Below are 22,444 nucleotides of genomic sequence, written 5' to 3'. Positions count from 1 at the left end.
ACCAGAAATAACAAGTCAGCTGCCACATGCTGAAATAGAAAGGGCGGCCGAAGCCGCCCTGCACCGCATGAAAGGGATAATTACCAGCCTTTCACTGCGCCGCCGTTGAAGATTTTGTTGGCGGCTTCAGACACTTCGTCTGACTGATAAGCCTCAACAAACTTCTTCACGTTCTCCGCGTCTTTGTTGTCTTCACGGCTAACGATCAGGTTCACGTACGGCGAGTCTTTATCTTCTACGAAGATGCCGTCCTTCGCCGGGGTCAGGCCAATCTGGCTGGCGTAAGTGGTGTTGATCACCGCCAGCGCAATCTGCTGATCGTCGAGTGAACGTGGCAGCTGTGGCGCTTCCAGCTCAACAATCTTCAGGTTCTTTGGATTCTCAGTGATATCCAGTGAGGTTGGCAGCAGGCCCACGCCATCTTTCAGTTTGATCAGGCCCACTTTCTGCAGCAGCAGCAGAGAACGACCGAGGTTGGTTGGATCGTTCGGGATAGCGATCTGCGCACCGTTCTGCAGCTCATCCAGCGATTTGATTTTTTTCGAGTAGCCGGCAATCGGATAAACGAAGGTGTTGCCGACCGGCACCAGTTTGTAGCCGCGGTCTTTGATCTGCTGATCGAGGTACGGCTTGTGCTGGAAGGCGTTAACGTCAATATCGCCTTTGCTCAGCGCTTCGTTAGGCAGCACGTAATCGTTAAAGGTAACCAGTTCAACATCGAGACCGTATTTCTCTTTCGCGACTTTCACGGCAGTTTCCGCAACCTGCTGCTCAGCCCCGACAATCACACCCACTTTAATGTGGTTGGGATCTTTCTCTTTCTGATCGCATCCTGCCAGCGCAATCGCGCCAATCAGAGCACCCACAGCGGCAATCTTTTTAAATGTGAAAGACATATCCTTTCCTTAATAGAGGACTATTGATGTTGTTTGCTTATTTATGTGACACCGCACGCACGATGCGGTCACCACAGAACTGAATTAAATACACCAGCACCACCAGCAAAATCAGCACGGTATTCATCACGGTGGCGTTATAGCCGATGTAACCATACTGATAGCCAATCTGGCCCAGACCGCCCGCGCCCACAGCACCACCCATGGCGGAGTAGCCCACCAGCGTAATCAGGGTAATTGTAGCGGCATTCACCAGCCCTGGCAGCGCTTCCGGCAGCAGCACTTTACGCACGATCTGCAGCGGTGTGGCACCCATGGCGCGCGAGGCTTCAATCAGTCCGGTCGGCAACTCAAGCAGCGCGTTCTCCACCATACGGGCGATAAACGGCGCCGCGCCCACGGTCAGCGGAACGATGGCCGCCTGCAGACCAATGGAGGTGCCGACGATGGCGCGGGTAAACGGAATCATCCACACCAGCAGGATAATGAAAGGAATAGAACGGAAAATATTGACGATGGCTGACAGCACGCGATACAGCGCAGTGTTGGCCAGAATCTGTCCCGGACGCGTGACGTACAGCAGTACGCCAACCGGCAGGCCAAGCACAAAGCCAAAGAAACCAGAAACGAAGGTCATCATCAGCGTTTCCCAGACGCCACGCGTCAGTAACCACAGCATCGCTTCAGACATAACCCAGCACCTCTACTTTCACATGATTTTCTTTCAGCCAGGCAATAGCGGCTTGTGTATCTGTTTCACTGCCGTCCATTTCGGCCAGCATGATGCCGAACTTCACGCCACCGGCGTAATCCATCTGGGCACTGATAATGTTGTTATTGACGTTGAAACGGCGCGCGGCTTCTGACAGCAGCGGCGCATCCACCGATTTACCGGTGAACTCCAGCCGCAGCAGTGGCACGCTCTCGCTGCCCGCGCTCGCCTGCATGCGCTGCTGGTAATCATCCGGAATATCCAGATGCAACGTTGACTGAATAAACTGCTGGGCCAGGGGCGTTTTCGGATGCGAGAACACTTCGCTGACGCTGTCTTTTTCAATCAGTTCGCCGTTGCTGATCACCGCTACCTGATCGCAGATGCGTTTCACCACATCCATCTCGTGAGTAATCAGCAGAATAGTGATGCCGAGCCGACGGTTGATGTCTTTCAGCAGCTCCAGAATCGAGCGGGTAGTGGCCGGGTCCAGCGCGCTGGTGGCTTCATCACACAGCAGGACCTTCGGATTGCTGGCCAGCGCACGGGCAATCGCGACGCGCTGTTTCTGACCGCCGGACAGATTCGCCGGCCAGCTGTCGTGTTTGTCCGCCAGACCGACCAGCTCCAGCAGTTCGCTGACGCGCTTTTTGATCGCTTCGCGTGACAGGTTACCCAGCTCAAGCGGCAGCGCAACGTTGCCCGACACGGTGCGGGAGTTCATCAGGTTGAAGTGCTGGAAGATCATGCCAATCTGGCGGCGCGCCAGCGTTAACTGCCCGGAAGAGAGCGCGGTGAGATCCTGACCGTCAACCAGCACGCGGCCGGATGTCGGGCGCTCCAGCAGGTTGACGCAGCGGATGAGCGTACTTTTACCGGCACCGGATGAACCGATGACGCCATAAATCTGTCCGGCAGGCACGTGCAGGCTAACGTTTGACAACGCCTGAATAGTGCGTGAACCTTGCTGGAACACTTTGGTGATATTTTCGAGTTTAATCATTAGTTTAATTGTTATCGTGTTGCGTTGTCCGTGGTGTATCGGTCTTCGCGCCGCCGGGGCAGGCGAAATCTGGATGGATGGTAAGGCATCCAGACGGCTAAATCAATCAAAGTCATTCAATCTGCCATTCTCACGGTATGCGCAATCATGCGATACTGCGCGGCACTATTTGCAGCAGGAGTTTCTACGTGGCGAACCCAGTCCCGGCTATTTTTCTCGATCGTGATGGCACCCTGAATGTCGATCACGGCTATGTTCATGAGATCGATAATTTTCAGTTTATTGATGGCACCATTGAAGCGCTGCAGGCGTTAAAGAAGATGGGCTACGCGCTGGTGCTGGTGACCAACCAGTCTGGCATCGCGCGCGGCATGTTTACCGAAGATCAGTTTATGCAACTCACCGAGTGGATGGACTGGTCACTGGCCGATCGCGATGTCGATCTCGACGGCATCTATTTCTGTCCGCATCTGCCTGATGCAACGGTCGTGGAGTACCGTCAGACTTGCGATTGCCGCAAGCCGCAACCGGGCATGCTGCTTTCGGCGCAGAAACACCTGAACATCAATATGGCGGCTTCTTATATGGTGGGCGATAAGCTGGAAGATATGCTGGCAGCGCAGGCGGCAGGCGTGGGAACCAAAGTGCTGGTGCGCAGTGGTAAGCCGGTAACCGCCGAAGGCGAAGCGGCTGCGGACTGGGTGATTGATAGTCTCGCAGAGCTGCCGGCGCACATGAAAAAGGCCTGAAATCAGGCCTTCTGCACAAATCTTAAGCGAACAGTAAAAAAGTTGAAATTTGCACTTGCGCTTCCATAAGTTCGCCCTATAATGCGCCACCACTGAGACGGCAAAGCGGCAACGCAGACGGCTCAGCAGGGCGTGAAGTGATTCACCCCGCCGGAGAAAAACGCTGAAAAAAGTGTTTGACTCTGAAGGAGGAAAGCGTAATATACGCCACCTCGCGACAGCAGGCCGAACGCCGCGTCGCACCGCTCTTTAACAATTTATCAGACAATCTGTGTGGGCACTCGCAGGATTGATATCAGCGTCTCCGGACGTAAAAAAATATCAAGTCTTTGCTGAGTGAACACGTAATTCATTACGAAGTTTAATTCACAGAGCATCGCTGCACTCGTTGCAGCAAATCAAACTTAAATTGAAGAGTTTGATCATGGCTCAGATTGAACGCTGGCGGCAGGCCTAACACATGCAAGTCGAACGGCAGCACAGAAGAGCTTGCTCTTTGGGTGGCGAGTGGCGGACGGGTGAGTAATGTCTGGGAAACTGCCCGATGGAGGGGGATAACTACTGGAAACGGTAGCTAATACCGCATAACGTCGCAAGACCAAAGTGGGGGACCTTCGGGCCTCACACCATCGGATGTGCCCAGATGGGATTAGCTAGTAGGTGGGGTAATGGCTCACCTAGGCGACGATCCCTAGCTGGTCTGAGAGGATGACCAGCCACACTGGAACTGAGACACGGTCCAGACTCCTACGGGAGGCAGCAGTGGGGAATATTGCACAATGGGCGCAAGCCTGATGCAGCCATGCCGCGTGTATGAAGAAGGCCTTCGGGTTGTAAAGTACTTTCAGCGGGGAGGAAGGCGGTGAGGTTAATAACCTTGCCGATTGACGTTACCCGCAGAAGAAGCACCGGCTAACTCCGTGCCAGCAGCCGCGGTAATACGGAGGGTGCAAGCGTTAATCGGAATTACTGGGCGTAAAGCGCACGCAGGCGGTCTGTTAAGTCAGATGTGAAATCCCCGGGCTTAACCTGGGAACTGCATTTGAAACTGGCAGGCTTGAGTCTCGTAGAGGGGGGTAGAATTCCAGGTGTAGCGGTGAAATGCGTAGAGATCTGGAGGAATACCGGTGGCGAAGGCGGCCCCCTGGACGAAGACTGACGCTCAGGTGCGAAAGCGTGGGGAGCAAACAGGATTAGATACCCTGGTAGTCCACGCCGTAAACGATGTCGACTTGGAGGTTGTGCCCTTGAGGCGTGGCTTCCGGAGCTAACGCGTTAAGTCGACCGCCTGGGGAGTACGGCCGCAAGGTTAAAACTCAAATGAATTGACGGGGGCCCGCACAAGCGGTGGAGCATGTGGTTTAATTCGATGCAACGCGAAGAACCTTACCTGGCCTTGACATCCAGAGAACTTAGCAGAGATGCTTTGGTGCCTTCGGGAACTCTGAGACAGGTGCTGCATGGCTGTCGTCAGCTCGTGTTGTGAAATGTTGGGTTAAGTCCCGCAACGAGCGCAACCCTTATCCTTTGTTGCCAGCGGCTCGGCCGGGAACTCAAAGGAGACTGCCGGTGATAAACCGGAGGAAGGTGGGGATGACGTCAAGTCATCATGGCCCTTACGGCCAGGGCTACACACGTGCTACAATGGCGCATACAAAGAGAAGCGACCTCGCGAGAGCAAGCGGACCTCATAAAGTGCGTCGTAGTCCGGATTGGAGTCTGCAACTCGACTCCATGAAGTCGGAATCGCTAGTAATCGTAGATCAGAATGCTACGGTGAATACGTTCCCGGGCCTTGTACACACCGCCCGTCACACCATGGGAGTGGGTTGCAAAAGAAGTAGGTAGCTTAACCTTCGGGAGGGCGCTTACCACTTTGTGATTCATGACTGGGGTGAAGTCGTAACAAGGTAACCGTAGGGGAACCTGCGGTTGGATCACCTCCTTACCTGAAGATACCTTCCCGCGAAGTGCTCACACAGATTGTCTGATAGAAAAGTAACGAGCAGGACGGCTGCGAAGTCGTGACACTTTGTGTCCCCTTCGTCTAGCGGTTAGGACTCCGCCCTTTCACGGCGGCAACAGGGGTTCGAATCCCCTAGGGGACGCCACTGCTTGGTGACAGGTGAAAGGTGTCTCCACAGAATATCTCAAAACTGACGGTAACGTCGTGTTTGAGATATTGCTCTTTAACAATCCGGAACAAGCTGAAAATTTGAAACGATGCGTCGTGTTCATTCTCCGTAATAAGAATGAAATGGCGATGCGTTCGAGTCTCTCAAATGCTTGCAGTCCGCAGCGTTGCAAAACGCCTGTGGGTTGTGAGGTTAAGCGACTAAGCGTACACGGTGGATGCCCTGGCAGTCAGAGGCGATGAAGGACGTGCTAATCTGCGAAAAGCGACGGTGAGGTGATATGAACCGCTACAGCCGTCGATGTCCGAATGGGGAAACCCAATGCACTTGTGCATTATCGTTTGATGAATACATAGTCAAACGAGGCGAACCGGGGGAACTGAAACATCTAAGTACCCCGAGGAAAAGAAATCAACCGAGATTCCCCCAGTAGCGGCGAGCGAACGGGGAGCAGCCCAGGACCTGAATCAGCTTGTGCATCAGTGGAAGCGTCTGGAAAGTCGCGCGATACCGGGTGACAGCCCCGTACACGAAGATGCATGAGTTGTGAGTCCGACGAGTAGGGCGGGACACGTGGTATCCTGTCTGAACATGGGGGGACCATCCTCCAAGGCTAAATACTCCTGACTGACCGATAGTGAACCAGTACCGTGAGGGAAAGGCGAAAAGAACCCCGGCGAGGGGAGTGAAACAGAACCTGAAACCGTGTACGTACAAGCAGTGGGAGCCTACTTGTTAGGTGACTGCGTACCTTTTGTATAATGGGTCAGCGACTTATATTCTGTAGCAAGGTTAACCGCATAGGGGAGCCGAAGGGAAACCGAGTCTTAATTGGGCGTTAAGTTGCAGGGTATAGACCCGAAACCCGGTGATCTAGCCATGGGCAGGTTGAAGGTTGGGTAACACTAACTGGAGGACCGAACCGACTAATGTTGAAAAATTAGCGGATGACTTGTGGCTGGGGGTGAAAGGCCAATCAAACCGGGAGATAGCTGGTTCTCCCCGAAAGCTATTTAGGTAGCGCCTCGTGAACTCATCTCCGGGGGTAGAGCACTGTTTCGGCTAGGGGGCCATCCCGGCTTACCAACCCGATGCAAACTGCGAATACCGGAGAATGTTATCACGGGAGACACACGGCGGGTGCTAACGTCCGTCGTGAAGAGGGAAACAACCCAGACCGCCAGCTAAGGTCCCAAAGTCATGGTTAAGTGGGAAACGATGTGGGAAGGCACAGACAGCCAGGATGTTGGCTTAGAAGCAGCCATCATTTAAAGAAAGCGTAATAGCTCACTGGTCGAGTCGGCCTGCGCGGAAGATGTAACGGGGCTAAACCATGCACCGAAGCTGCGGCAGCGACACTATGTGTTGTTGGGTAGGGGAGCGTTCTGTAAGCCGCTGAAGGTGTGCTGTGAGGCATGCTGGAGGTATCAGAAGTGCGAATGCTGACATAAGTAACGATAAAGCGGGTGAAAAGCCCGCTCGCCGGAAGACCAAGGGTTCCTGTCCAACGTTAATCGGGGCAGGGTGAGTCGACCCCTAAGGCGAGGCTGAAAAGCGTAGTCGATGGGAAACAGGTTAATATTCCTGTACTTGGTGTTACTGCGAAGGGGGGACGGAGAAGGCTAGGTTATCCGGGCGACGGTTGTCCCGGTTTAAGCGTGCAGGTGTGAAGACCAGGCAAATCCGGTCTTCTTTAACACTGAGGCGTGACGACGAGCCGCTACGGCGGTGAAGTAACTGATGCCCTGCTTCCAGGAAAAGCCTCTAAGCTCCAGGTAACACGAAATCGTACCCCAAACCGACACAGGTGGTCAGGTAGAGAATACCAAGGCGCTTGAGAGAACTCGGGTGAAGGAACTAGGCAAAATGGTGCCGTAACTTCGGGAGAAGGCACGCTGGCGCGTAGGTGAAGGGACTTGCTCCCGGAGCCGAGGCCAGTCGAAGATACCAGCTGGCTGCAACTGTTTATTAAAAACACAGCACTGTGCAAACACGAAAGTGGACGTATACGGTGTGACGCCTGCCCGGTGCCGGAAGGTTAATTGATGGGGTTATCCGCAAGGAGAAGCTCTTGATCGAAGCCCCGGTAAACGGCGGCCGTAACTATAACGGTCCTAAGGTAGCGAAATTCCTTGTCGGGTAAGTTCCGACCTGCACGAATGGCGTAATGATGGCCAGGCTGTCTCCACCCGAGACTCAGTGAAATTGAAATCGCTGTGAAGATGCAGTGTACCCGCGGCAAGACGGAAAGACCCCGTGAACCTTTACTATAGCTTGACACTGAACATTGAGCCTTGATGTGTAGGATAGGTGGGAGGCTTTGAAGCGCGGACGCCAGTCTGCGTGGAGCCAACCTTGAAATACCACCCTTTAATGTTTGATGTTCTAACGTAGGCCCGTAATCCGGGCTGCGGACAGTGTCTGGTGGGTAGTTTGACTGGGGCGGTCTCCTCCCAAAGCGTAACGGAGGAGCACGAAGGTTGGCTAATCCTGGTCGGACATCAGGAGGTTAGTGCAATGGCATAAGCCAGCTTGACTGCGAGAGTGACGGCTCGAGCAGGTGCGAAAGCAGGTCATAGTGATCCGGTGGTTCTGAATGGAAGGGCCATCGCTCAACGGATAAAAGGTACTCCGGGGATAACAGGCTGATACCGCCCAAGAGTTCATATCGACGGCGGTGTTTGGCACCTCGATGTCGGCTCATCACATCCTGGGGCTGAAGTAGGTCCCAAGGGTACGGCTGTTCGCCGTTTAAAGTGGTACGCGAGCTGGGTTTAGAACGTCGTGAGACAGTTCGGTCCCTATCTGCCGTGGGCGCTGGAGAATTGAGGGGGGTTGCTCCTAGTACGAGAGGACCGGAGTGAACGCACCGCTGGTGTTCGGGTTGTCATGCCAATGGCACTGCCCGGTAGCTAAGTGCGGAAGAGATAAGTGCTGAAAGCATCTAAGCACGAAACTTGCCCCGAGATGAGTTCTCCCTGACCCTTTAAGGGTCCTGAAGGGACGTTGAAGACGACGACGTTGATAGGCCGGGTGTGTAAGCGCAGCGATGCGTTGAGCTAACCGGTACTAATGACCCGTGAGGCTTAACCTTACAACGCCAGAGGCGTTTTGGTCTGAGAGACCGAAAGAATTTTCAGCTTGTGACGGAAAAATTAGCGGAAACGAAAGATTTTGCGCTGAGGCGAGGCGGCAGGCCGAAGGAAAGGAAGGAGCATACAGAAGTATGTGACTGACTTTGCGAGGGCGGCCAACGCGGCATCAGTGAAAAAGATTCGTTTCGCGCACCAGAATTTGCCTGGCGGCAACAGCGCGGTGGTCCCACCTGACCCCATGCCGAACTCAGAAGTGAAACGCCGTAGCGCCGATGGTAGTGTGGGGCCTCCCCATGCGAGAGTAGGGAACTGCCAGGCATCAATTTAAGACCCCTAGTCGGGTCGTGACCTTCCCGGTGACGCGGAAAGGGCGAAACACCTGAAATCAGCGACGGTCTGATATCAGTACAGAATCGGTGGAGCGGTAGTTCAGTTGGTTAGAATACCTGCCTGTCACGCAGGGGGTCGCGGGTTCGAGCCCCGTCCGTTCCGCCACTTAAATTGAGAAGCCCTGACTGCGAAGTCAGGGCTTTTTCATATCCGCTAAAAACCTGCCATTGTTGAGTAAAACGCAAAATTCCTCTGCTCATAAGCGGATTTTTCAGCAACAATAATCCTGCCACAATACGCCTCATCGCAACATTCAACGCAATGATGAGGAAAACATGACAATCCCCGCTTTTGGTTTAGGAACATTTCGTCTGCAGGACGATGTCGTTATTCATTCAGTGAAAACCGCACTGGAACTCGGTTATCGTACTATCGATACCGCTCAAATTTATGAAAACGAAGCTGCCGTAGGTCAGGCTATTGCTGAAAGCGGCGTGGCACGTGATGAGCTGTTTATCACCACTAAAATCTGGATTGAGAATCTCGCCGCCGACAAACTGATCCCCAGCCTGCAGCAGAGCCTGGCAAAACTGCGTACCGACTATGTCGATTTGACGCTGATTCACTGGCCATCGCCGGGTGCAGCGGTATCGGTCAAAGAGAGCATGCAGGCATTGATGGCCGCGAAAGAGGCGGGACTGACGCGTCAGGTTGGTATCTCTAACTTCCCGATTGCCCTGATGAAAGAGGCCATTGCCGCTGTGGGCGCAGAGAACATTGCGACCAACCAGATTGAACTGCACCCGTTCCTGCAAAATCGCCAGGTCGTGGACTTCGCGAAACAGCAGGGCATTCATATCACTTCATACATGACGCTGGCGTATGGCGAAGCGTTAAAAGAACAGGTGATAATGCAGATTGCGCAGAAACATCAGGCCACACCCGCGCAGGTCGTCCTGGCGTGGGCACTGGCACTGGGTTATGCCGTGATCCCCTCCTCAACCAAACGTGAGAACCTGGCCAGCAATATGGCGGCGCAGGATCTGAAACTGGATGCGGACGACATGGCGCAGATCGCCGCGCTGGATCGCCAGCAGCGTCTGGTCAGCCCGGAAGGCCTGGCACCAGACTGGGATTAATTCTCCCATGCATCAGCCCTGCACGCGCCAGGGCTGATCTCTGACCCACTCGCTGAGAAAATCAATAAAGGCCCGCACGCGCTGGCTCACCCCTAAATCGCTGTAATACACCGCATTAAAAGGCATCTCAACCGGTACCGACTGGTGCGCCAGCACCTCAGCAAAAGTGCCCGCCGCAATTTCCGCATTCACCATAAAGTCCGACAGGCAGGCGATACCCTGATCGTTCAGGCACAGCTGCTTGATCGTCTCTCCGCTGTTAGATGACATCGCCGCGTCAATTTCATACAGATCGCTGCCATTGGCCGACACGGGCCAGCGATTAAGACGAGGCGTCTCGACAAAGCCGAGGCACTGATGCTGTGCCAGCGCCTCCACCGACGCCGGCGTGCCATATTTCGCCAGATAAGCTGGCGTAGCGACCATTTTACGATAGCTGGTGAACAGCAGCCGGGCACGCAGCGTGGAGTCGGTTAAATCCCCGGCACGAATAGCGACATCCACTTTACGATCGATCAGGTTGATAAAGCTTTCAGAGGAGATTAGCGATAGCGTGACCGCCGGATAGCGCTCGCGAAAAGGCTTAATCATCGGCATCAGCAGGTTAAGGATCACCGGTGTTGCCGCGTCGATACGCAGCACGCCCTGTGGCGCCTGCTGGCGCTCAATCAGCTCATTCTCTGCTGTCGCCATCTCAAGGATCAGCTTCTGCACGCGCCGGAAATAGAGTTCGCCTTCGTAAGTCAGCGCCAGCTGACGGGTGGTACGCGTCAGCAGCGACACGCCAAGCTTGTTCTCCAGCTTCTTCACCGTGCGGCTCACCGCTGAATTGGCCATCTGTAACTGCTCCGCTGCACGGCTAAAACTGCCGCTTTCCACCACAGCGATAAAGACTTTTAACTCCTCTGAAGATGCCTTCATTATGCCTCCTCAGGCAAAAGTTTATTGTTACTTTGCTTCTTTTTGTTATTAAAGCACGAGTCGATAATGGCGCCCATCAAAACATTATTGGGAGTCAACCATGCCACTTGCACTCTGGGCGCTGACCATCAGCGCCTTCGCTATCGGAACCACCGAGTTTGTTATCGTCGGGCTGATTCCGACCATCGCTGAACAGCTCAGCATTACGTTACCTTCTGCCGGGATGCTGGTATCCATCTACGCGCTTGGCGTAGCCGTCGGTGCGCCAGTGCTCACCGCCTTAACCGGCAAGCTGCCGCGCAAGCAGTTGCTGATGGGGCTGATGGCGCTGTTTACCGTCGGTAATCTGGTGGCCTGGCTGGCACCCAACTATGAAACGCTGGTGATGGCGCGTCTGCTGACCGGACTGGCGCACGGTGTTTTCTTCTCCGTCGGCTCAACCATTGCGACCAGCCTGGTAAGCAAAGAGAAGGCCGCCAGTGCGATAGCTATCATGTTTGGCGGCTTAACCGTGGCGCTGGTCACCGGCGTACCGCTTGGCACACTGATTGGCCAGCACTTTGGCTGGCGTGAAAGTTTTCTGGCGGTCTCTCTGCTGGGTGTGATTGCACTGGTCAGCAGTATGATACTGGTACCGCGTAACATCGCACAGCCGCCTGCCACCTCCCTGGCACAGCAGGCCGCGGTAATGATCAATCCGCGTCTGCTGCTGATCTACGCGATTACCGCGCTGGGCTACGGTGGCATCTTTACCACCTTTACCTTCCTGGCACCGATGATGCAGTCACTGGCCGGTTTCTCGCCGACCGCCGTCAGCGGTGTGCTGCTGGGGTACGGTATTGCGGTGGCGATCGGGAATATCTGGGGCGGCAGGCTGGCCGATCGCCGCGGTGCGGTACCGGCGCTGACGCTGATTTTTATCGCGCTGGCCATTCTGTTAGTGGTATTCCAGTTCACCGCTAGCATGCATTACCCCGCGCTGCTCACGGTGCTGGTGATGGGCGTCTTTGCCTTTGCTAACGTACCTGGCCTGCAGGTTTACGTGGTGCAAAAGGCTGAACACTATGCGCCAGGCGCAGTTGATGTCGCGTCCGGGCTGAATATCGCGGCCTTTAATATTGGCATCGCACTGGGTTCAACCGTCGGCGGTCACATCGTGGAACATTACGGTCTGGCGCAGACGCCATGGGTGGGTGCCGTCATCGTGTTTGCGGCTCTGCTGCTGGTCCGCCTCAGTGGCCAGCTGGATAAGCCGCGCACGGCAGCCATCATTGAATAAGCCGCACAACAGCCTGCCGTATGGCGGGCTGTTGCCGTTGCTGGCTGTGAGGCGAATTCCGACAATCAATAACAGCAATTGAAACCCCGCGCTAAAATCCCTATAACAGTCAGGTGAAGTTGTAGTCGTAAATCAGCCAGGCGGGACAGTGCGAAAAAAAACTTATGCAATGCGGTATGTAGCAGGTCAGCCTGCTGAGCGGATTTTTCCGCCAGGGGCGATGCTGCATCTTGGGCAGGCGTTACCGCCCGGTGCACCGCTGCCAGCCGACCCAACCCTGCGCGTGCTGGTGTGGAATATCTTCAAACAGCAGCGGGCAGACTGGATGTCAGTACTGCAGGGCTTCGGCAAAGATGCCCATCTGGTGCTGCTGCAGGAGGCGCAGACCACACCGGAACTGGTGCAGTTCGCCACCAGCAATTATCTTGCGGCCGATCAGGTACCGGCCTTTGTGCTGCCACAACACCCCTCTGGCGTCATGACGCTGGCTTCTGCCCATCCGGTCTACTGCTGTCCGCTGCGTGAGCGTGAGCCGCTACTGAGGCTGTCTAAATCCGCTCTGGTCACTGCCTATCCGCTTCCCACCGGCGAAATGCTGATGGTGGTCAACATTCATGCGGTCAATTTCAGCCTCGGCGTTGATGTGTACAGCAAACAGCTGGGGCCGATTGGCGAGCAAATCCAGCATCATCGCGGGCCGGTGATCATGGCCGGCGACTTCAATGCCTGGAGCCGTCAGCGTATGAACGCGCTCTACCGCTTTGCCCGTGAGATGGCGCTGCGCGAAGTAAACTTTACTGATGATCATCGACGCAAAGCCTTCGGCCGCCCGCTGGACTTTGTCTTTTACCGCGACATGAAAGTCAGCGAGGCGTCGGTGCTGGTGACACGTGCCTCTGACCATAATCCTCTGCTGGTTGAATTCAGTCCCGGCGCGGCTAAACGCTAAGCTAAGTGCGGCACGCCAAAGCGAATGATTCACAGCGCTGAAGCCGCATCCTGCTCAATAGCCACTTCAGGCTGCTAAAGGCATTGAGGTTTACGCGTGAGTGTGTCTGACTGCGGGAACGGGAAAAGGTAAATAATGAAAAAGGCTGACAAAAGTCAGCCTTTTCGGTGCATCAGGTATCAGGTGTTGCGCTATTCTTCACAAACAGCGTCAGCTTGTCGCCGGGCTGAATGTCTTTAGCGTCACTGTTCCAGCGCATCACGTCTTTGGTGTTAACACCGTGACGTTTGGCGATACTGGCAAAAGAATCACCCTTACGTACACGGTAGGTGATGCTGTTGCCGTTATCCGCCAGCTGCGACGCGCCAGCTTTGCTGCCAACGGTCAGTGTCTGACCGATGCGTACTGACGCACTGCGCAGGTTATTCTGCTGCTTCAGTGCACTAACGCTCACACCAAGCTTACTGGCAATGCCCGATAAGGTGTCGCCTTTGCGGACCTTATAGCTATTGCCTGCAGCGCTGACTTTCGCCAGCTCGCCGGGCTGTACCGCAGCAATATCACCGGAAGCCAGCGAATTACGCAGCTGAGCCACGTTGGACTTTGGCACCATAATATAGTGCGGTCCGTTTGGCGCGGTGGTGCCGTTTTTATACCCGGCATTGAATGTCTTCAGCTTGCTGAGCGACATACCGGCCATATCTGCGGCCTGCGTCAGTTCAATCTGCTGTCCCACTTCAACGCGAGCCAGTGCACGGCTCTCATTCGCGGTTGGCAGCTTAATACCGTAACGCTTGCTGTTCTTGAGAATATCACTCAGGGCCAGCATTTTAGGTACGTAAACCGTAGTCTCGCGTGGCAGCGATAAATGCCAGAAGTCGGTCGGCTTACCGCGCGCCTTGTTCTGTTTCATCGCCTTCAGCACACGTCCTTCACCGCTGTTATAGGCGGCGATAGTCAGTAACCAGTCACCGTCAAACATGCCGTTCAGACGTTGCATCATATCCAGCGCAACTTTGGTTGAGGCCACCACATCGCGGCGTCCGTCGTACCATTGGTTCTGTTTCAAACCATAGTTTTTGCCCGTTTGCGCAACGATCTGCCAGATGCCAGCGGCATTCGCAGAAGAGGTTGCGTGTGGGTCAAAAGCGCTCTCCACTATGGGTAGCAGTACCAGTTCCATCGGCATTTTACGTTTCTGTATCTGCTCGACAATCCAGTACATGTACGGCTCTGCCCGTAATGTTACATCGTGGAGATAGCTCTTATTTTTTAAGTACTTTGTTTTTTGTTCGCGGATTCGCGGGTTTTCCGGAATCCCCATCTTCAACTCGTCACTAATGTGATTCCAGAGATCAGTGTCTTCTGCGAGGCTGGTTCCATCATCTTGCCAGCGCGGCGACAACAAGCGATCTCCGTACTTTCCATTTTCACCTTGACCAGCTGAAGACAGACTCTGTGCATGCTGTACCGGGATACTGGCGTCATTCCTTGATGCCTGACATCCAACCAGCAAGACCGAGGCGAGTAATATCGCTTTAGCCTTCATGTGTGTGTCAATAGTTCGCTTAAAAGACGAGCAACTATACGTTAGCGACCGGCACAACACAACCAGAAATATCAAAAACGGTCTTTCTTCTCGCGTAGATCGGCAAAAGTCTGCCATAACGGAGCCGACGACACATTAATGCCCAAAGCCTTTTGCAAATCAGGATCTTGCGTACGCAGGAATAAATTTATTTCACGCTCCAGCGCCAGTTTTGTTGGCAAAGTAATGCGATTTTCTGCGCGTAAGTCCTTAATTTGCTGATACCTTGCCAAAATTTTCGGGTCCTGAGGCAGAATAGCCGCAGCAAACTTCATATTGGATAAAGTGTATTCATGCGCACAGCAGATAAGCGTATCGGCAGGGAGTTGATTAAGCGCCTGAAACGACTCAAACATTTGCTGCGCAGTGCCTTCGAACAGTCGTCCGCAGCCACCCGAAAACATCGTATCGCCACAAAAAAGATAAGGTGAGCTGAAATATGAGATATGTCCTAAAGTGTGTCCAGGCGTTGCGATGACGCGGAAATTTAGCCCGAGCAGCGTAAATTCATCACCGTCACTGAGAATAGTGCGCGCGCCTTTATTAGCGGTCTCCTGCGGACCATAAACCTTAAGTTGCGGATAGTGCTCCAGCAGTTCGCTAACGCCGCCCACGTGATCGTGATGATGATGGGTCAGCAGAATGGCCTGCGGCTGCCAGTGATTGGCATGAATTTTTTCCAGCACCGGCCGGGCTTCACCCGGATCGACGATCAGACAGCGTCCCTGTTCATCGTTCAGTGTCCAGATGTAGTTATCCTGCAACGCGGGAATACTGGTAAGATTCATAAACACCTCTCAGGTCGTAGAAAAAGGAAAATGGTAGAGCATGAAGCCAGCGAAAACACGCCAAATCCTGACTGCGCCGCGCTCCTGGCAGGATATGCCCTGGGGCGACTATTTCCGCGACGCGTTAACTCAGCAACTGCAACCGTATCTCGGCAAGCTGTACGGCTTTCATATGCTTAAAATTGGCAGCCTCAGCGCAGAAATCAATACCCGCCAGTGTGCCATATCGCATCAGGTTAATGTGGGCGATGAGGGCGATGGGCTGCACGTCATCGCCAGCGCAACACAGTTGCCGTTTGAAGCCAAATCGATTGATGCCTGTCTGCTGGCGCACACGTTGGCCTGGAGCCAGGATCCGCACCGCGTCCTGCGCGAAGTGGATCGCGTACTGATTGATGACGGCTGGATGATTATTAGCGGCTTCAATCCGTTCAGCCTGCTGGGCATCAGTAAAGGCCTGCCCGGATTACAGCGCCGCGCACCGTGGAGCGGACGGATGTTCAGCCAGGTGCGCCTGCTCGACTGGCTGAGCTTACTCAACTATGAAGTGGTGTATCGTACGCGTTTTCAGGTGGTGCCGTGGCACCGCCAGGGCGGCAAGATGATCAGCACGCACCTGCCGGCGCTGGGCTGTCTGAATATCGTGGTTGCGCGTAAGCGCACCTTCCCGCTGACGCCGGGCAAAGTGAAGATGATGCCCGGCAAAACCCAGTTACGGCCAGCGGTCAATGCCACGCGGCAGTTTCGTGAAGCGAGCGATCAGGACTCAACCTGATAGCCAATATCGTCGAGGGAAGGATTGCCGGCAGCGCTGCGTGCCAGTTCATCGCAGCGTTCGTTCTCGGGATGACCGGCATGGCCTTTTACCCACTCCCATTGAATCTGATGGGTACTGAGCGCCGCGTCGAGTCGCTGCCACAGATCAACGTTCTTCACCGGCTTCTTTTCTGCGGTTTTCCAGCCGCGCTTTTTCCAGTTGTGAATCCAGCTGGTGATGCCCTGGCGCACGTACTGGCTGTCGGTGCTGAGTACCACGTCACACGGCTGGGTCAGCGCTTCCAGTGCCACAATGGCCGCCATCAGCTCCATGCGATTATTGGTAGTAAGGCGATAGCCGGCGCTGAATAATTTCTCGTGCTGGCGGTAGCGAAGAATGGCGCCGTAGCCGCCGGGACCGGGATTGCCCAGGCAGGATCCATCGGTGAATATTTCTACCTGTTTGCGCATCTCTGGTAGACTTCCTTCTGACAAAACGCCAAGTCTGACATAAAACGAGTCCTATGAGCACTGCAAATAACCGCCAGATCGTCCTCGATACCGAAACCACCGGCATGAACATGATCGGGGTGCATTACGAAGGACATCGCATCATTGAAATCGGTGCGGTTGAGGTGATCAACCGTCGCCTGACCGGCAACAACTTCCATATGTATCTCAAGCCCGATCGGCTGGTGGATCCGGAAGCGTTCGGCGTACACGGTATTGCCGATGAATTCCTCGCCGATAAACCGACCTTTGCGCAAATCGCCGACGAATTCCTCGATTACATTCGCGGCGCGGAGCTGGTGATCCATAACGCTTCGTTCGACATCGGCTTTATGGATTACGAATTTGCCATGCTGCAGCGCGACATCGGTAAGACAGAAACCTTCTGTCAGATCACCGATAGCCTGGCGATGGCGCGTAAAATGTTCCCGGGCAAGCGCAACAGCCTGGATGCGCTGTGTAACCGTTTCGAGATCGACAACAGCAAACGTACGCTGCACGGCGCTTTGCTTGATGCCGAGATTCTGGCCGAAGTGTTCCTCACCATGACCGGCGGCCAGACCTCGCTGGCGTTTTCAATGGAAGGCGAGCAGAGCAATCAGGTGGCAGGCGAGCATATACAGCGCATCGTTCGTCCGGGCGCCGGCCTGCGCGTGGTTAGCGCCAGCGATGAAGAAATAATGGCGCATGAGAGCCGGCTCGATCTGGTGCAAAAGAAGGGCGGCAGCTGCCTGTGGCGCGCCTGAAGCCGCTGATTTTGCGTGGAAAAGCGTCGTTAAGCTGAAAAAAACGGCAAACGAGAGATTCCCCTGCAAAAAGCGTTGACGAGGGATGAGGCTGCCATTAATATGCGCCTCGTTCCCGACGGGGAACAAAGCGCGGAGCGGTAGTTCAGTTGGTTAGAATACCTGCCTGTCACGCAGGGGGTCGCGGGTTCGAGCCCCGTCCGTTCCGCCAATCTCTTTAAAGAAGCCGATGCAGCAATGCATCGGCTTTTTGCTTTTCTAAATCATACCCATCTGGCGTACGGTCGCCATTCATGGCGACCGCCAGCGCATTAATCCTTCTGTACCGCCACTTCCGCACGATAGGTGGCTTGCGGCACCTCACGTTCGGCGCGCGCCAGCCAGCGGTAGCAGCCAGCGCCCAGCGCCACGCCGATGAACCAGCTGAAGTTTGCCACCGCGTGCAGGGACGGAATAAAGCTAATCACCAGACAAATGCCGACGGAAGGCAGCAGTGCAGCAATCGCTTTCGGATTGAAACCGCCGCGATACCAGTAGCGGCCTTTTGGCGTATCGTTGAACAGGTCATCAACGTACACCTTGCTGCGTTTAATCAGGTAGAAATCGGCGATCAGAATGCCAAACAGCGGCCCGATAAACGATCCCAGCACATCCAGCGTGTAGTGAATCAGCTCCGGTGACTGGAACAGATTCCACGGCGTCAGCAGCACTGAACCCACGGCGGCAATCATGCCACCGGCGCGGAAGCTGATCTTCTGCGGTGAGCAGTTAGAGAAATCAAACGCTGGCGAAACGAAGTTCGCCACGATATTGATGCCGATGGTGGCGGTAATCATGGTCAGCAGCCCGATAGCGACCGCTACATCGTTGCCTACCATGCTCACGGTTTCAATCGGATCGGTGATCATTTTGCCAAACAGCGACTGAGTACCCGAGACAATGACCACGGTCACAATCGAAAACAGCAGGAAGTTGAACGGCAGGCCCCAGCGGTTGCCGCGGCGAATCTCACCCATGCTTTTGCCGTAGCGCGAGAAGTCACCAAAGTTGAGCAGCGGGCCGGAGAAATAAGAGACCACCAGCGCGGTCGCGGTAATCATCTGCCAGGTTTGCTCGCCCGCGCTCAGTGATTTACTGGCGAGGGTGAAGGAGATACCGTCAAAACCGGTTTTGTATACAATCCAGCCCGCCAGCGCCACCATCACCACGTATACCGCCGGACCGGCGATATCGATAAAGCGTTTAATCGCGCTCATGCCGTGCCAGAACACCATCGCCTGCAGCAGCCACATGACGCCGAAACAGCACCAGCCAAGCTGCGACAGGCCGAGCCAGCTGCTCTGCGTCATGCTGCTTAACGACGGGTAGAACTTCAGCAGCACCAGCATCAGCGCATTCGCCGCCAGATAGGTCTGAATGCCGTACCAGGCGAAGGCGATCAGCCCGCGAATCACCGCCGGGATGTTGGCCCCGAACACGCCAAATGCCTGACGCGAAATCACCGCATAAGGCACGCCGGCCATCTGGCTCGGCTTTGCCACCAGGTTAGCGCACAGCTGCACGATGCAAATTCCCACCAGCAGACACAGCAGCACCTGCCAGCTGGCCAGACCGAGGGTGAAGAAGCTGGCCGCCACTACATAACCCCCCATGCTGTGCACGTCCGACATCCAGAACGAAAAAATGTTGTACCACGACCAGCTCTGGTTGCGGGTCGGCGCCAGGTCGTCGTTACACAGACGCGGGCTGTAATGGGCGTTGGCTTCAGAGGCCACCGCAGAGGTCACTTCAGAATGATTTGGCATGAAACCTGCTCCTCTTAACTTCATGGAAAAATAATGACAGCGTGAAACGGTATTGCAGGATCCAGGCCAAAATTGATTTCTTGTATACAAAAAATGAATTTCACGTATACGATGTCTGCATACAGTCACTTGCCGGAGCGGGTAATGAAGAGTGAAACAGGCCTGAAAACGGCTGCCGATCTGAATGACAGAGACGAACCTATCTATCAGGCGTTGCTGAACGCCATCGTGGAGCACCAGCTGCCGCCGGGCAGCAAATTGCCGGAAGAGGCGCTGTCGGAGGTGTTTGGCGTCAGCCGTACCGGCATTCGTAAGGTGCTGCAGCGCCTCGCGGCGGTGCAAATGATCACCCTGTCGCCCAGACGTGGTGCACAGGTGGCGACGCCGGGCGTGGAGGAAGCGCGCGACATCTTCGCCACGCGCAGCTTGCTGGAGTGCGCCAACCTGCCGGCGGTGCTGGCGCATCTGCAGCCGCCGCATCTCGCCGCGCTCAGTGGCTTAATTGCCGACGAGCAGCAGGCGCACCAGCAGCACGACGGAGCCGCCGCCATCCGTCTGTCTGCGGCTTTTCATATCCAGCTGCAGGCGATTTCCGGCAACCAGGTGCTGACTGACATGGTGACGCGCCTGACGCAGCGCTCCTCACTGGTGATCGCCGCTTACGGTGCACCGTGGCAGCGTGGCTGTCGTTGCGATCATCACGATCGGCTGGTGGATCTGCTGCGGCAAAACGATCTGCCGGCGTTAACTACGGCGCTGCAGCATCACTTCGAACATATCGTCGCCAGCCTGCACTTTGAACGCAGCGGCGAAACCCTGCCTGATTTCACCCGGTTATTTGCCGGTCATAAAGGAACTGCATCATGAGCCTGATCCAGGTGATCAACCCGAATACCAGCGCCGCCATGACGGCGACCATCGGTGCAGCGGCGCGCGCCGTGGCCGCACCTGGCACGGAGATTGTGGCGGTGTGCCCGAGCGAGGGCGTGCCCTCCATTGAAGGGCACTTTGATGAAGCGATTGCCGCGGTGGGCGTGCTGGAACAGGTAAAACGCGGCAAAGAGCAGGGCGTCAGCGGCCATATCATCGCCTGCTTTGGCGATCCGGGACTGCTGGCGGCGCGCGAACTGGCGAGCGGACCGGTGATTGGCATTGCCGAAGCGGCGATGCACACCGCGACGCTGGTGGCGACGCGCTTTTCGATTGTCACCACGCTGCCGCGCACGCTGGTGATCGCCCGCCATCTGCTGCAGCAATACGGATTCAGCCATCACTGTGCCGCGCTGCACGCCATTGACCTGCCGGTGCTGGCGCTTGAGGACGGCAGCGGCGTCGCGCAGGAGAAGGTGCGCGAGCGCTGCCTGCAGGCGAAACGTGAAGATGGCAGCGGGGCGATTGTGCTGGGCTGCGGCGGCATGGCGTCGCTGGCGCAGGATCTGACTAAAGAGCTGGGCCTGCCGGTGATTGATGGCGTCAGTGCGGCGGTGAAAATGGTCGAGTCATTACTGGCGCTGGGCTTTGGTACCAGCAAACACGGCGATCTGGCTTACCCGATTAAAAAACCGCTCAGCGCGGCATTTCAGCACCTAAACTAAGGGCTGGTTGAGGACTGATGACAGGAACTTGCAGAATGAGTGATGTATCTGAAAAGAAAGAGTACAGCTTCAACAAAAACTATCCGCGCGATCTGATTGGTTATGCGGGCCAGCCGCCGCACGCGCAGTGGCCGGGTGAGGCGCGGGTGGCGGTGCAGTTCGTGCTCAACTATGAAGAGGGCGCTGAAAACAATGTGCTGCACGGTGACGCGGGCTCTGAGCAGTTTCTCTCCGACATCATCGGTGCCGCCAGCTATGCCGATCGCCACATGTCGATGGATTCCCTGTATGAGTACGGTTCGCGTGCCGGTTTCTGGCGCATCCATCAGGAGTTTCAGCAGCGCGGCCTGCCGCTGACCATCTTTGGCGTCGCGATGGCGCTGGCGCGGCATCCGCAGATTGTCGAGGCCATCAAAGCCGCCGATTACGATGTGGTCAGCCACGGCTGGCGCTGGATTCACTATCAGGGGATGGATGCCAAAACCGAGCGTCAGCACATGCAGCAGGCAGTGGACGTGCTCACCGAGTTATTCGGTAAAGCGCCCACCGGCTGGTATACCGGGCGCGACAGCCCCAATACGCGGCGGCTGGTGGTCGAGCAGGGCGGCTTCAGCTACGACAGCGATTACTACGGTGACGATCTGCCGTTCTGGACGCAGGTCACCTGTCAGGACGGCACGGTGAAGCCGCATTTGATCATTCCCTATACGCTGGAGTGCAACGACATGCGCTTCGCCACGCCGCAGGGATTCAACACCGCCGAGCAGTTCTATACCTATCTGCGCGATACCTTTGATGTGCTGTATGAAGAGGGCGCGACTGCGCCGAAGATGATGTCGATTGGCATGCACTGCCGTCTGCTGGGGCGTCCGGGGAAATTCCGCGCGCTGCAGCGTTTCCTCGACCATATTCAGCAGCACGACAAGGTGTGGGTGTGCACGCGTCAGCAGATTGCCGATCACTGGATGAAGACGCATCCGGCTGCCTAAGCGGCCTTACTTTCCACCGATGTCAGGTCGTTTTTGCCCTCTCTTGTCAGGAGAGGGCAACACTCGCGCCCGCCTCAGCTCATCAAACTCACCTGCGCCGCCACGATGCGCCAGCCGCACGGCAGCCGTACCCAGGTCTGCTGCTGACGGCCGATCTTCTCTACGCCCTCGCGGGTGAACTCGGTGCTGCACACCGCATAGTCATCGCCAAAGGTGGTGATCACCGTATTGCGCAGCGTGCGATCGAGCCCCTTTGACGGCCGCGCCGCGCGAAAGGCGCGAATCTCGTCAATCCCGTACAGATTCTCTCCGGCACCGAGTCGCACCGTACGCGCATCGTGCCAGAACAGTTCGTCCAGCACGGCGACATCATTGCTCACCAGCGCCTGCTCGTAGCGGTAAAACGCGGCGGTGACTTCAGCCAGTATCGCCGGACGATCGATATGTTCAGGTGTCATC

General features: G+C 55.6%; 17 protein-coding genes, 3 tRNA genes, 3 rRNA genes and 1 pseudogene. 15 read left to right on the top strand and 9 right to left on the bottom strand.

Going from position 1 to position 22,444, the window contains the following annotated elements; genetic code table 11:
• Window positions 1–80: 80 nt before the first annotated feature.
• The 3 genes from E7738_RS10265 to metN are packed head-to-tail and all read right to left on the bottom strand — an operon-like array spanning window position 81 to window position 2,611.
• The gene (locus E7738_RS10265; RefSeq protein WP_021507465.1) at window positions 81–896 is read right to left on the bottom strand and encodes a MetQ/NlpA family lipoprotein; all 816 of its coding nucleotides are present in this window, start codon (window positions 894–896) and stop codon (window positions 81–83) included.
• 37 nt (window positions 897–933) lie between these two features.
• Complete coding sequence (locus E7738_RS10260) at window positions 934–1,587, bottom strand: methionine ABC transporter permease MetI (RefSeq protein WP_021507464.1); 654 nt, start codon at window positions 1,585–1,587, stop codon at window positions 934–936.
• On the bottom strand, window positions 1,580–2,611 hold the full coding sequence (metN, locus tag E7738_RS10255) for a methionine ABC transporter ATP-binding protein MetN (protein ID WP_058759540.1): 1,032 nt from the start codon (window positions 2,609–2,611) through the stop codon (window positions 1,580–1,582). The genes E7738_RS10260 and metN overlap by 8 nt, the downstream gene beginning before the upstream one ends.
• A gap of 188 nt (window positions 2,612–2,799) precedes the next feature.
• Between metN and gmhB the strand changes: the two genes are divergently transcribed.
• The 7 genes from gmhB (at window position 2,800) to dkgB (ending at window position 10,059) form a co-directional block, all read left to right on the top strand.
• Entirely contained in the window at window positions 2,800–3,360 is a 561-nt protein-coding gene (gene gmhB / locus E7738_RS10250) for a D-glycero-beta-D-manno-heptose 1,7-bisphosphate 7-phosphatase (RefSeq protein ID WP_394515592.1), read from the top strand.
• A gap of 406 nt (window positions 3,361–3,766) precedes the next feature.
• Window positions 3,767–5,308 (top strand): 16S ribosomal RNA (locus E7738_RS10245).
• Window positions 5,309–5,396: 88 nt separating this feature from the next.
• A tRNA-Glu gene (locus E7738_RS10240) sits at window positions 5,397–5,471 on the top strand.
• A gap of 214 nt (window positions 5,472–5,685) precedes the next feature.
• Window positions 5,686–8,589 (top strand): 23S ribosomal RNA (locus E7738_RS10235).
• 203 nt (window positions 8,590–8,792) lie between these two features.
• Window positions 8,793–8,908, top strand: a 5S ribosomal RNA gene (gene rrf, locus E7738_RS10230).
• The 16S, 23S and 5S rRNA genes sit together here with 2 tRNA genes alongside, the layout of an rRNA operon.
• A 100-nt stretch (window positions 8,909–9,008) precedes the next feature.
• Window positions 9,009–9,085: transfer RNA gene (locus E7738_RS10225), tRNA-Asp, on the top strand.
• A 170-nt stretch (window positions 9,086–9,255) separates the two neighbouring features.
• The gene (gene dkgB / locus E7738_RS10220) at window positions 9,256–10,059 is read left to right on the top strand and encodes a 2,5-didehydrogluconate reductase DkgB (protein WP_021507313.1); all 804 of its coding nucleotides are present in this window, start codon (window positions 9,256–9,258) and stop codon (window positions 10,057–10,059) included.
• Between the two features lie 12 nt (window positions 10,060–10,071).
• Here the strand turns inward: dkgB and yafC are convergent, their stop codons facing one another.
• Window positions 10,072–10,980 carry a DNA-binding transcriptional regulator YafC gene (gene yafC / locus E7738_RS10215; RefSeq protein WP_059010977.1) on the bottom strand — a complete coding sequence of 303 codons (909 nt, stop codon included), beginning with the start codon at window positions 10,978–10,980 and terminating at the stop codon, window positions 10,072–10,074.
• A gap of 100 nt (window positions 10,981–11,080) precedes the next feature.
• On the opposite strand from yafC, the gene E7738_RS10210 reads away from it, so the two are divergent.
• Together E7738_RS10210 and E7738_RS10205 are read left to right on the top strand one after the other, a co-directional pair.
• Complete coding sequence (locus E7738_RS10210) at window positions 11,081–12,259, top strand: MFS transporter (protein WP_222985738.1); 1,179 nt, start codon at window positions 11,081–11,083, stop codon at window positions 12,257–12,259.
• Between the two features lie 148 nt (window positions 12,260–12,407).
• Window positions 12,408–13,208 carry an endonuclease/exonuclease/phosphatase family protein gene (locus tag E7738_RS10205; protein ID WP_031279675.1) on the top strand — a complete coding sequence of 267 codons (801 nt, stop codon included), beginning with the start codon at window positions 12,408–12,410 and terminating at the stop codon, window positions 13,206–13,208.
• 172 nt (window positions 13,209–13,380) lie between these two features.
• Here the strand turns inward: E7738_RS10205 and mltD are convergent, their stop codons facing one another.
• Window positions 13,381–14,757, bottom strand: a complete 1,377-nt coding sequence (gene mltD / locus E7738_RS10200) for a murein transglycosylase D (RefSeq protein WP_031279674.1) — start codon at window positions 14,755–14,757, stop codon at window positions 13,381–13,383.
• Between the two features lie 71 nt (window positions 14,758–14,828).
• A complete protein-coding gene (gene gloB, locus E7738_RS10195; protein WP_394515591.1) occupies window positions 14,829–15,584 on the bottom strand; it encodes a hydroxyacylglutathione hydrolase in 756 nt (251 codons plus the stop codon).
• Window positions 15,585–15,624: 40 nt separating this feature from the next.
• Between gloB and E7738_RS10190 the strand changes: the two genes are divergently transcribed.
• Entirely contained in the window at window positions 15,625–16,359 is a 735-nt protein-coding gene (locus E7738_RS10190; protein WP_021507307.1) for a class I SAM-dependent methyltransferase, read from the top strand.
• Here E7738_RS10190 and rnhA read toward each other — a convergent pair.
• Window positions 16,344–16,911, bottom strand: a pseudogene (rnhA, locus tag E7738_RS10185) (ribonuclease HI). The gene E7738_RS10190 and the pseudogene rnhA overlap by 16 nt on opposite strands.
• On the opposite strand from rnhA, the gene dnaQ reads away from it, so the two are divergent.
• The gene (dnaQ, locus tag E7738_RS10180; RefSeq protein WP_058776026.1) at window positions 16,865–17,596 is read left to right on the top strand and encodes a DNA polymerase III subunit epsilon; all 732 of its coding nucleotides are present in this window, start codon (window positions 16,865–16,867) and stop codon (window positions 17,594–17,596) included. The pseudogene rnhA and the gene dnaQ sit on opposite strands and share 47 nt — an antisense overlap.
• Before the next feature lie 134 nt (window positions 17,597–17,730).
• A tRNA-Asp gene (locus E7738_RS10175) sits at window positions 17,731–17,807 on the top strand.
• Between the two features lie 100 nt (window positions 17,808–17,907).
• On the opposite strand, the gene E7738_RS10170 is transcribed toward E7738_RS10175, so the two are convergent.
• Entirely contained in the window at window positions 17,908–19,401 is a 1,494-nt protein-coding gene (locus E7738_RS10170) for an NCS1 family nucleobase:cation symporter-1 (protein ID WP_021507305.1), read from the bottom strand.
• Between the two features lie 144 nt (window positions 19,402–19,545).
• On the opposite strand from E7738_RS10170, the gene E7738_RS10165 reads away from it, so the two are divergent.
• From E7738_RS10165 to puuE, 3 genes are read left to right on the top strand one after another with little or no spacing between them, the layout of a single operon-like run.
• A complete protein-coding gene (locus tag E7738_RS10165; RefSeq protein ID WP_394515590.1) occupies window positions 19,546–20,268 on the top strand; it encodes a GntR family transcriptional regulator in 723 nt (240 codons plus the stop codon).
• Window positions 20,265–20,996, top strand: coding sequence for an allantoin racemase (gene hpxA, locus E7738_RS10160; protein WP_021507303.1), 732 nt, complete (start codon window positions 20,265–20,267; stop codon window positions 20,994–20,996). The genes E7738_RS10165 and hpxA overlap by 4 nt, the downstream gene beginning before the upstream one ends.
• 35 nt (window positions 20,997–21,031) lie before the next feature.
• On the top strand, window positions 21,032–21,985 hold the full coding sequence (gene puuE, locus E7738_RS10155) for an allantoinase PuuE (protein WP_021507302.1): 954 nt from the start codon (window positions 21,032–21,034) through the stop codon (window positions 21,983–21,985).
• 74 nt (window positions 21,986–22,059) lie between these two features.
• Here puuE and hpxZ read toward each other — a convergent pair whose 3' ends face one another.
• Window positions 22,060–22,443 (bottom strand): oxalurate catabolism protein HpxZ, encoded by a 384-nt coding sequence (gene hpxZ / locus E7738_RS10150; RefSeq protein WP_058769325.1) that lies wholly within the window; start codon window positions 22,441–22,443, stop codon window positions 22,060–22,062.
• Window position 22,444: the final 1 nt, after the last annotated feature.

The organism is Pantoea sp. SGAir0430 (genome assembly GCF_043549295.1).
Note: the sequence above shows the minus strand (reverse complement) of the source record. Positions and strands in the feature narration are given on the sequence as shown.

Excerpts from the sequence above, each read along its gene's own strand:
- E7738_RS10265 (WP_021507465.1), bottom strand. The coding sequence starts at position 896 with ATGTCTTTCACATTTAAAAAGATTGCCGCTGTGGGTGCTCTGATTGGC.
- E7738_RS10260 (WP_021507464.1), bottom strand. The coding sequence starts at position 1,587 with ATGTCTGAAGCGATGCTGTGGTTACTGACGCGTGGCGTCTGGGAAACG.
- metN (WP_058759540.1), bottom strand. The coding sequence starts at position 2,611 with ATGATTAAACTCGAAAATATCACCAAAGTGTTCCAGCAAGGTTCACGC.
- dkgB (WP_021507313.1), top strand. The coding sequence starts at position 9,256 with ATGACAATCCCCGCTTTTGGTTTAGGAACATTTCGTCTGCAGGACGAT.
- yafC (WP_059010977.1), bottom strand. The coding sequence starts at position 10,980 with ATGAAGGCATCTTCAGAGGAGTTAAAAGTCTTTATCGCTGTGGTGGAA.
- E7738_RS10210 (WP_222985738.1), top strand. The coding sequence starts at position 11,081 with ATGCCACTTGCACTCTGGGCGCTGACCATCAGCGCCTTCGCTATCGGA.
- mltD (WP_031279674.1), bottom strand. The coding sequence starts at position 14,757 with ATGAAGGCTAAAGCGATATTACTCGCCTCGGTCTTGCTGGTTGGATGT.
- gloB (WP_394515591.1), bottom strand. The coding sequence starts at position 15,584 with ATGAATCTTACCAGTATTCCCGCGTTGCAGGATAACTACATCTGGACA.
- E7738_RS10190 (WP_021507307.1), top strand. The coding sequence starts at position 15,625 with ATGAAGCCAGCGAAAACACGCCAAATCCTGACTGCGCCGCGCTCCTGG.
- dnaQ (WP_058776026.1), top strand. The coding sequence starts at position 16,865 with ATGAGCACTGCAAATAACCGCCAGATCGTCCTCGATACCGAAACCACC.
- E7738_RS10170 (WP_021507305.1), bottom strand. The coding sequence starts at position 19,401 with ATGCCAAATCATTCTGAAGTGACCTCTGCGGTGGCCTCTGAAGCCAAC.
- E7738_RS10165 (WP_394515590.1), top strand. The coding sequence starts at position 19,546 with ATGAAGAGTGAAACAGGCCTGAAAACGGCTGCCGATCTGAATGACAGA.
- hpxA (WP_021507303.1), top strand. The coding sequence starts at position 20,265 with ATGAGCCTGATCCAGGTGATCAACCCGAATACCAGCGCCGCCATGACG.
- puuE (WP_021507302.1), top strand. The coding sequence starts at position 21,032 with ATGAGTGATGTATCTGAAAAGAAAGAGTACAGCTTCAACAAAAACTAT.
- hpxZ (WP_058769325.1), bottom strand. The coding sequence starts at position 22,443 with ATGACACCTGAACATATCGATCGTCCGGCGATACTGGCTGAAGTCACC.